At 74.5% G+C, this 8,809-nt stretch carries 9 protein-coding genes and 2 tRNA genes; 9 read left to right on the forward strand and 2 right to left on the reverse strand.

Translation table 11 applies throughout. From position 1 onward, the window contains the following. Positions 1-52 precede the first annotated feature (52 nt). Genes ACRYMY_RS05910 through ACRYMY_RS05920 form a run of 3 tightly spaced genes read left to right on the forward strand, consistent with a single transcriptional unit; the run spans position 53 to position 2,029 of the window. On the forward strand, positions 53-694 hold the full coding sequence (locus ACRYMY_RS05910) for a mycothiol-dependent nitroreductase Rv2466c family protein (protein WP_432546337.1): 642 nt from the start codon (positions 53-55) through the stop codon (positions 692-694). Positions 695-753: 59 nt separating this feature from the next. Next, on the forward strand, positions 754-1,224 hold the full coding sequence (locus ACRYMY_RS05915) for a ribose-5-phosphate isomerase (RefSeq protein ID WP_432546338.1): 471 nt from the start codon (positions 754-756) through the stop codon (positions 1,222-1,224). 7 nt (positions 1,225-1,231) lie between these two features. Further along, entirely contained in the window at positions 1,232-2,029 is a 798-nt protein-coding gene (locus tag ACRYMY_RS05920) for an Fpg/Nei family DNA glycosylase (protein ID WP_432546339.1), read from the forward strand. 83 nt (positions 2,030-2,112) lie between these two features. Here the strand turns inward: ACRYMY_RS05920 and ACRYMY_RS05925 are convergent, their stop codons facing one another. Then, a complete protein-coding gene (locus ACRYMY_RS05925; RefSeq protein WP_432546349.1) occupies positions 2,113-3,303 on the reverse strand; it encodes a glycerate kinase in 1,191 nt (396 codons plus the stop codon). Between the two features lie 103 nt (positions 3,304-3,406). On the opposite strand from ACRYMY_RS05925, the gene ACRYMY_RS05930 reads away from it, so the two are divergent. Beyond that, the gene (locus ACRYMY_RS05930) at positions 3,407-3,862 is read left to right on the forward strand and encodes a hypothetical protein (RefSeq protein ID WP_432546340.1); all 456 of its coding nucleotides are present in this window, start codon (positions 3,407-3,409) and stop codon (positions 3,860-3,862) included. On the opposite strand, the gene ACRYMY_RS05935 is transcribed toward ACRYMY_RS05930, so the two are convergent. Then, positions 3,831-3,904 (reverse strand) — tRNA-Gly (locus tag ACRYMY_RS05935). The genes ACRYMY_RS05930 and ACRYMY_RS05935 overlap by 32 nt on opposite strands. A gap of 110 nt (positions 3,905-4,014) precedes the next feature. Here ACRYMY_RS05935 and ACRYMY_RS05940 point away from each other — a divergent pair. From ACRYMY_RS05940 to clpX, 5 genes are all read left to right on the forward strand, one after another. Next, a tRNA-Pro gene (locus ACRYMY_RS05940) sits at positions 4,015-4,088 on the forward strand. 156 nt (positions 4,089-4,244) lie between these two features. Next, on the forward strand, positions 4,245-5,687 hold the full coding sequence (gene tig, locus ACRYMY_RS05945) for a trigger factor (RefSeq protein WP_432546341.1): 1,443 nt from the start codon (positions 4,245-4,247) through the stop codon (positions 5,685-5,687). Positions 5,688-5,941: 254 nt separating this feature from the next. Further along, on the forward strand, positions 5,942-6,517 hold the full coding sequence (locus tag ACRYMY_RS05950) for a ClpP family protease (protein WP_369053452.1): 576 nt from the start codon (positions 5,942-5,944) through the stop codon (positions 6,515-6,517). A 49-nt stretch (positions 6,518-6,566) separates the two neighbouring features. Then, positions 6,567-7,205, forward strand: a complete 639-nt coding sequence (locus ACRYMY_RS05955) for an ATP-dependent Clp protease proteolytic subunit (protein WP_432546342.1) — start codon at positions 6,567-6,569, stop codon at positions 7,203-7,205. A gap of 205 nt (positions 7,206-7,410) precedes the next feature. Continuing rightward, on the forward strand, positions 7,411-8,700 hold the full coding sequence (gene clpX / locus ACRYMY_RS05960) for an ATP-dependent Clp protease ATP-binding subunit ClpX (protein ID WP_432546343.1): 1,290 nt from the start codon (positions 7,411-7,413) through the stop codon (positions 8,698-8,700). Positions 8,701-8,809 lie beyond the last annotated feature (109 nt).

Raw genomic sequence — 8,809 nt, forward strand, 5'->3', positions numbered from 1 at the left:
GCCACGCGGTCCCGACGCGACGGCGGGTGAGGGCGGGGGCAGGATGCGGGCCATGACCGACGCCCCGCAGACCGACGCCCAGCAGCCCGCCGGCACCGCGCACGCCGACTTCTGGTTCGACCCGCTCTGCCCGTGGGCCTGGATGACGTCCCGCTGGATGCTCGAGGTGGAGCGCGTGCGCGACGTGCGCGTGCGCTGGCACGTCATGAGCCTGTCCGTGCTCAACGAGGGCCGGGACCTGCCGGAGGAGTACCGCGACCTCATGGACCGCGGCTGGGGCCCGGTGCGCGTGGTCACCGCCGCCCGCCTCCTGCACGGCGAGGAGGTCGTCCTGCCGCTCTACACCGCCATGGGCACCCGCATCCACCCCGGCGGGAACAAGGACTTCGACGACGTCGTCGCCGCGTCGCTGGCCGAGGTGGGCCTGCCCGCCGACCTGGCCGCCGCCGCGCGCAGCGACACCTACGACGCCGAGTTGCGCGCCTCGCACACCGAGGGGATCACCCGGGTCGGTGAGGACGTCGGCACGCCCGTCGTCGCGTTCGAGGGCACGGCGTTCTTCGGTCCCGTCGTCACGCCCGCGCCGAAGGGCGAGGACGCCGGGCGGCTGTGGGACGGCTGCCTGCTGGTCGCCGGCACGCCCGGGTTCTTCGAGCTCAAGCGCACCCGCACGCAGGGCCCCGTCTTCGACTGACCGCGGCCTCCCCCGGCCCGAGCGGCCGGGGGAGGGGGCGGTCTGGGAGGCTGTGGGCCATGCGCGTGCACATCGGGACCGACCACGCCGGCTTCGAGCTCAAGCAGCACCTGGTCGAGCACCTCCGCGGCCTGGGCCACGACGTCGTGGACCACGGCGCCCCCGTCTACGAGGCCACCGACGACTACCCGCCGTACGTGCTGCGCGCGGCCGCGGCCGTCGCGGCCGAGCCGGGCAGCCTCGGCATCGTCCTCGGCGGCTCCGGCAACGGCGAGCAGATCGCCGCGAACGCGGTGCCGGGCATCCGCGCCGCCCTCGCGTGGTCCGTCGAGACTGCCCGCCTGGCGCGCGAGCACAACGACGCCCAGGTCGTCGGCATCGGCGCGCGCATGCACTCCGCCGAGGAGGCCGCCGCCATCGCCGAGGCCTTCGTCGCCACCCCGTTCTCCGGCGAGGACCGCCACCGCCGGCGCATCGAGATGCTCACCGAGTACGCCGCGACGGGGGAGCTCCCGCCGCTGCCCGCCTGAGCCCCGCGTGCCGGAGGGGCACACCGTCCACCGCGGCGCCCGGGACCTCGCCGGGCTGCTGGCCGGCCGCCCGGTCGCGGTGAGCAGCCCGCAGGGCCGCTTCGCCGACGGCGCCGCCCTGCTGGACGGGACGGTCCTGGAGGACGTGCACGCGCACGGCAAGCACCTGTTCGCCCGCTTCGCCGGGCAGCGGGTGCTGCACGTGCACCTGGGCCTGTACGGCGGGTGGACCCTCGGCCGGGGCGAGCCGGAGCCGGTCCGCGGCGCGGTGCGCGCCCGGCTGGTGGTGCCCGGCGCGTGGGCCGACCTGCGCGGCCCGACCGCGTGCGAGGTGCTGGACCCCGCCGGCGAGGCGGCGCTGCGCGCGCGGCTGGGCCCGGACCCGCTGGTGCCCGGCACCGACCCGTCCCCGGCCCGGGCGCGCCTGGCGCGCTCGCGGACGGCGGTCGGGGCGCTGCTCATGCAGCAGGACGTCGTCGCGGGCGTCGGCAACATCTACCGCGCCGAGGTCCTCTTCCGGCAGGGGATCCACCCCCACCGCCCCGGCCGGGACGTCACCGACGCGGAGTGGGACGCCGTCTGGGCCGACCTCGTGGTGCTCATGCGCGCCGGGGTGCGCGCCGGGCGGATCGTCACCACGCGCGTGGAGGACCGCCCGCGCCGCTCGGGCCGCGTGCGTCGCGAGGACTCCTTCTACGTCTACCACCGCACCGGCGAGCCCTGCCGCCGGTGCGGGACCCCCGTCGCCCACGCCGTGATGGCCGCGCGCAACCTCTACTGGTGCCCGCGCTGCCAGCCCGGCTGAACGGCCCGGCCCCCACCGGGTCGGCCCAGCTGAACGGCCCTCACCGGGCCGGCCCGGCTGAACGGCCCGGCTGACCCGCCGGGTCACCCCCGCGCGGCGGCGAGGTCGGCGGCCAGCTCCCGGCCCAGGTCGGCGGCCAGGTCGTGCAGCAGCGCCCCGGCGGCCGCGACGCAGCGGGCCGGGTCGGGCTCGCGGTCGGTGAGGGCCCGCGCGTCGAGGAACCCCGCGGCGCGCCACTCCTCCTCCGCGAGCGCGCGCCGGCCCGACACCACGAGCGTCGGCACGCCCAGCGCGCGGGCGGCGGCGGCGACCCCGACCGGGGTCTTGCCGCCCAGGCTCTGCCGGTCGAAGCTGCCCTCGCCCGTGACGACGAGGTGCGCGCCGCGGCAGCGCCGCGCGAAGCCGACGACGTCGAGGACGACCTCCACCCCGGGTCGGCGCCGGGCGCCCAGCAGGCCCAGGGCCACCAGGCCGGTGCCGCCGGCGGCGCCCGCGCCGGGCTCCTCGCGCGCGTCGGTGCCGGTGGCGGCGGCCAGGACGTCGGCGAAGCGGGCCAGCGCCGCGTCCAGGGCGGCGACGTCCTCGCCGGTGGCGCCCTTCTGCGGCCCGAACACCGCGGCGGCGCCACGCGGGCCGAGCAGCGGGTTGTCCACGTCGGCGGCCAGCACCACCTCGGTGTCCGCCAGGCGCGGGTCCAGCCCGGCCAGGTCCAGGTGCTCCAGGCGGGCCAGGGCCGCGCCGCCGCCGGGCAGGTCGCGCCCGTCCGCGTCGAGCAGCCGGGCGCCCAGGGCGGCGAGCAGGCCGGCGCCGCCGTCGGTGGAGGCGCTGCCGCCCACGGCGAGGACGAGGTGGCGCGCGCCGTCGTCCAGGGCCGCGCGCACGAGCTCGCCGGTGCCGCGGGTGCCGGCGTTCAGCGGCGCGCGCACCCCGCCGGGCAGCCGGTCCAGGCCGGAGGCCTGCGCCATCTCCACGACGGCGCCCGGGCCGCCGGGCTCGCGGGCGACGACGGCGTCGACGGGCTCGCCGGTGGGACCGGCGACGCGCACCCGCAGCGGCCGCCAGCCCTCGGCCAGGACGGCGTCCACGGTGCCCTCGCCGCCGTCGGCCACCGGCAGCCGCACCACCTGCAGCGCCCCGGGCGCCCCGCCGCCGGCGGCGAACCCCGCCCGCAGCCCGTCCTCGAGGTGGGCGGCCACCTCGGTGGCCGTGAGGGAACCCTTGAACTTGTCGGGCGCCAGGACGACCCGGACCGGTGGCGCGGGTGGCACCGGCAGGAGCGTGGACGACGGCGTCGGCTGCGGTGGCGGCTGCGGTGCGGGCACGCGGCGAGCTTGCCAGGCGGGTGCGCCCGCGCCGCGGACGTGGTCCCCTGCCCGGGTGGGGCGAGCGGCGCGGCTGGAGCGCGCGGACGTGGCGTGCTGGGTCCTGAAGACCCGCACGGACCCGGTCGAGCTGCTCAGCGGCGCGGGGGCCGGGACGCTGGAGCGCTGCCTGCACCGCACCTACCGGGCGGACCTCGTGCGCGCGGGCGACGCGTGCCTGCTGTGGGCCAGCGGCGCGCGCGCCGGGGTGCGCGCGGTGGGGGAGGTCGTGGGCGCGGCCGACGCGCAGCTGCGCGTGCGGGTGGCGGTGCGGGTGCTGCGCGACCCGGTGCCCCGCTCGCTGCTGCTGGCCGACCCCGCGCTGGCGCGGGCGGAGGTGGTGCGCGTGCCGGTGGGGAGCAACCCCTCGTACCTGGACCACGCGCAGCTGGCCGCGCTGGCCGCCCACCTCGACGACGAGGTGGGCTGGCCGCGCGGCGTGGAGCGGGCGACGGGAATCGAACCCGCGTAGCTAGTTTGGAAGACTAGGGCTCTACCATTGAGCTACGCCCGCGCGGCGCACCGCAGCGCCCGGGCGGCCCGGGAGCGTGTGCGCCGGTCCCAGCCTAACGGGTCACCGGGGGTAGCCTCGTGCCCGTGCCCCGGTGAGGTCGCCGGCGCGCGCGGGGTGTGGCGCAGCTTGGTAGCGCGTCCGCTTTGGGAGCGGAAGGCCCCCGGTTCGAATCCGGGTACCCCGACGGACGGCGCGGCACCCGCGAGCTGCGGGCCGCTGCGCCGTGAAGGGTCCCCGGCGCGGACGGCTAGGCTTCTGCGGTGCGCCGGGGCCGTCCCCCGGCGCCCGCACGCCTGACCACGACCTCCGCGAGGCGGAGAGACCCCAGGAGAGCCCCGCTGTGAAGAGCGACGTCGAGACCCTCAACCCGACCCGGGTGAAGCTGACCGTCGAGGTCGGCTACGACGAGCTGAAGCCGGACCTCGACGCGGCCTACAAGACCATCGCGGGTCAGGTGCAGGTGCCGGGCTTCCGCCGGGGCAAGGTGCCCGCGCGCGTCATCGACCAGCGCTTCGGCCGCGCGGCCGTGATCCAGGAGGCCGTCAACGAGGCCCTGCCGAAGTTCTACCAGCAGGCCGTCGAGTCCTCCGACATCCGTCCGCTGGGCCAGCCGACGGTCGACGTCGGCCAGGTGCCCGACCCGCAGGACGGCGGGGACCTGAAGTTCTCCGTCGAGGTCGACGTGCGCCCGGTGCTGGAGCTGCCGGTGCTGGAGGACCTCGAGGTCTCCGTGGACGACCTGCAGGTCGCCGACGAGGACGTCGAGGCGCGCCTGACGGCGCTGCGCGAGCGCTTCGGCACCCTGACCGGCGTCGAGCGCGCCGCCGGCGACGGCGACTTCGTCTCGATCGACCTGCGCGCCGAGATCGACGGCGAGGAGATCGAGACCGTCTCCGGCATCTCGTACCAGGTCGGCCAGGGCAACATGATCATCGGCATCGACGAGGCGCTGACGGGCCTGTCGGCGGGGGAGTCGACCACCTTCACCGCCCCGCTGGCCGGTGGTGACCGCAAGGGCCAGGACGCGCAGATCACCGTCACCGTGCAGTCGGTGAAGGAGCGCGTGCTGCCCGAGGCCGACGACGACTTCGCCCAGATGGCCAGCGAGTTCGACACGCTGGAGGAGCTGCGCGCCGACCTGCGCGGGCAGGTGGAGCAGTCCAAGAAGTTCGAGCAGGGCATCCAGGCCCGCGACAAGGTCCTGGCCCGCCTGCTCGAGCTCGTCGAGGTGCCCGTGCCGCAGTCGCTGGTCGAGGCCGAGGTGCACCGCCACCTCGAGCAGGAGAACCGCCTGCAGGACGACGAGCACCGCGCCGAGGTGACCACCAGCACGCAGGAGGCCCTGAAGAGCCAGCTGCTGCTGGACGCCCTCGCCGACCGCGAGGAGGTCGGCGTGGAGCAGGAGGAGCTCATCGAGTACCTCGTGGGCCAGGCCCAGCAGTACGGCATGCAGCCGCAGCAGTTCATCCAGGCGATGGACAGCGCCGGCCAGGTCCCGGCGATGGTCTCCGAGGTCCGCCGCCGCAAGGCGCTGGCCGTGGCGATGGAGAAGGCGACCGTGACCGACGCGTCGGGCGCCGTGGTGGACCTGGAGGAGCTCGTGGGCGGTCAGGACGACGAGGCCGAGGGCTCGGACACGGACGCCGTGACGAGCGACGTCGTCGCCGAGGGCCCGGTGCCCGAGGAGGGTGAGACCGTCGACCCGACCGGCGACGACGTGCAGGAGGCCGCCGACGCCGCGCAGGCCGCGGACGAGGGCGCCGAGGGCGAGCAGAAGGCCTGAGCCCCCGCGGGTCCCTCCCGGGCCCGCCGCTGTGGGCGCCCCGCACCGTCGCGGTGCGCCCACAGCGAAACGGCGGTGGTGCGGGAGTGGCCCGTCCGGGCCCCGCGTTAGGGTCGATCGAGATCGGCGGCTCCACCGCCGGCCCCCGAGACCTCGGGGGTGGTCGACACCGGAGAGGGCCAGGGATCGTGAGCGAGTTGGTGAGCGCACCGGGACTGGTGACGCCGCAGCAGGCCCGGGCGAACCAGCCCGGGATGGGCCTGGACGACAACGTCTACCAGCGGCTGCTGCAGCAGCGGATCATCTGGCTGGGTTCCGAGGTCCGCGACGAGATGGCCAACGCCATCTGCGCGCAGCTGCTGCTGCTGGCCGCGGAGGACCCGGACGCGGACATCTACATGTACATCAACTCCCCGGGCGGATCGGTCTCCGCGGGGATGTCGATCTACGACACCATGCAGTACATCAAGCCGGACGTGGCGACCATCGCCACGGGCCTGGCGGCGTCGATGGGGCAGTTCCTGCTGTGCGCCGGCGCCCCGGGCAAGCGCTCGGCGCTGCCGCACGCGAAGATCATGATGCACCAGCCGCTGGGCGGTCTGGGCGGCTCGGCCAGCGACATCAAGATCCTCGCCGAGCAGATCATCATGACCAAGCGGCAGATGGCCGAGCTCATCGCCCAGCACAGCGGTCAGACGTACGACAAGATCACGACCGACTCCGACCGGGACCGCTGGTTCACGGCGGAGGAGGCGCGCGACTACGGCCTCATCGACCACGTCGTCGGCCGCTCCAGCGAGGTCACCGGCGGGGGTGGCACCGGTGCGTGACCCGTTCCAGCGCCCGACCGAGCGACCCGTCACCGCAGGAGGCCCCCCCGTGGACCAGTACAGCCGGTTCGACCCCGCCCTCGCGCCCTCGGCGCGCTACGTGCTGCCGCAGTTCGAGGAGCGCACGTCCTACGGGATGAAGCGCTCGGACCCGTACACCAAGCTGTTCGAGGACCGGATCATCTTCCTCGGCGTGCAGGTGGACGACGCGTCGGCGGACGACATCATCGCCCAGCTGATCGTCCTGGAGTCGCAGGACCCCGAGCGCGACATCGTCATGTACATCAACTCGCCGGGCGGCTCGTTTACGGCGCTGACGGCGATCTACGACACGATGATGTACATCCGCCCGCAGATCCAGACCTACTGCATGGGCCAGGCCGCCTCGGCCGCGGCGGTGCTGCTGGCCGCGGGCAGCCCGGGCAAGCGGTTCGCGCTGCCCAACTCCCGCATCCTCATCCACCAGCCGGCGATGGCCGGCGGGGACTACGGGCAGGCCTCCGACCTGGAGATCCAGGCCCGGGAGATCCTGCGGATGCGCGAGTGGCTGGAGGAGACGCTGGCCAAGCACTCGAAGCGTCCCGTCGAGCAGGTCCGCGAGGACATCGAGCGCGACAAGTTCCTCACCGCCCGCGAGGCCGTGGACTACGGCCTCATCGACGGGGTGCTCGAGAGCCGCAAGGGCTGACCTCTCGACACAGCGTCACTACATAGCAGCAATCCGTCACTCCGGTGGCGGTACCCGGGGGGACCGGCCTGGCACCGGCTCCCCCCGGGGCGTCTAATGGGCCAGGCACGCCTCCCCGGCGGGTAGCGTGGAGGGGACGTGACGCTCCGGTGACGGGGCGCCGGGCGCACCGCCCGGACGGCAGCACGAGGAGAGGACGGCGTCGGTGGCACGCATCGGGGACGGTGGCGACCTGCTCAAGTGCTCGTTCTGCGGGAAGAGCCAGAAGCAGGTCAAGAAGCTCATCGCCGGCCCCGGGGTCTACATCTGCGACGAGTGCATCGACCTGTGCAACGAGATCATCGAGGAGGAGCTCGCCGAGGCCAACGACCTGGGCCTGGTGGAGCTGCCCAAGCCCCGCGAGATCTTCGAGTTCCTCGACCAGTACGTCATCGGCCAGTCCTCGGCGAAGAAGTCGCTCGCCGTGGCCGTCTACAACCACTACAAGCGCATCCAGGTGGGCGAGCCCGCCGCCAAGGGCCGCGAGGACGCGGTCGAGATCTCGAAGTCGAACATCCTGCTCATCGGCCCGACCGGCTGCGGCAAGACGTACCTCGCGCAGACGCTGGCGAAGATGCTCAACGTCCCGTTCGCGATCGCCGACGCCACCGCGCTGACCGAGGCCGGCTACGTCGGCGAGGACGTCGAGAACATCCTCCTCAAGCTCATCCAGGCCGCCGACTACGACGTCAAGAAGGCCGAGACGGGCATCATCTACATCGACGAGGTCGACAAGATCGCCCGCAAGTCGGAGAACCCGTCGATCACCCGCGACGTCTCCGGCGAGGGCGTGCAGCAGGCGCTGCTGAAGATCCTGGAGGGCACGACGGCCAGCGTGCCGCCGCAGGGCGGGCGCAAGCACCCGCACCAGGAGTTCATCCAGATCGACACCACGAACGTGCTGTTCATCGTCGGCGGCGCGTTCGCCGGCCTGGACCGCATCATCGAGTCCCGCGCCGGCAAGCAGGGCCTCGGTTTCGGCGCGCAGCTGCGCTCCACCGCCGCCTCCGCCGAGCCCACGTTCAGCGAGGTCATGCCCGAGGACCTCATGAAGTTCGGGCTCATCCCCGAGTTCATCGGCCGCCTGCCGGTCATCACCTCGGTGGAGAACCTCGACCGCGACGCGCTCGTGCAGATCCTCACCCAGCCGCGCAACGCCCTGGCCAAGCAGTACCAGCGCATGTTCGAGCTGGACGGCGTGGAGCTGGAGTTCACCCCCGACGCCCTCGAGGCCGTCGCCGACCAGGCGATCCTGCGGGGCACGGGCGCGCGCGGCCTGCGCGCCATCATCGAGGAGGTCCTCCTGCCGGTGATGTTCGACGTCCCCAGCCGCGACGACATCGCCCGCGTCGTGGTCACCCGCGAGGTCGTCCTGAAGAACGTCAACCCGACGCTGGTGCCGCGCGAGGCGCCGCAGCGCAAGAGCACCCGCGAGCGCCGCGACAAGTCCGCCTGAGCCGCACGCGACGAGGGCCCGCCCGGGGATCGCGATCCCCGGGCGGGCCCTCGTCACGTCCCCGGGCCGTCGCGTGATGCCCGCAGCACGGCATGCACGTCCACCCTGC

It is taken from the genome of Kineococcus haloalkalitolerans (genome assembly GCF_050871905.1).
GTDB lineage: Bacteria > Actinomycetota > Actinomycetes > Actinomycetales > Kineococcaceae > Kineococcus.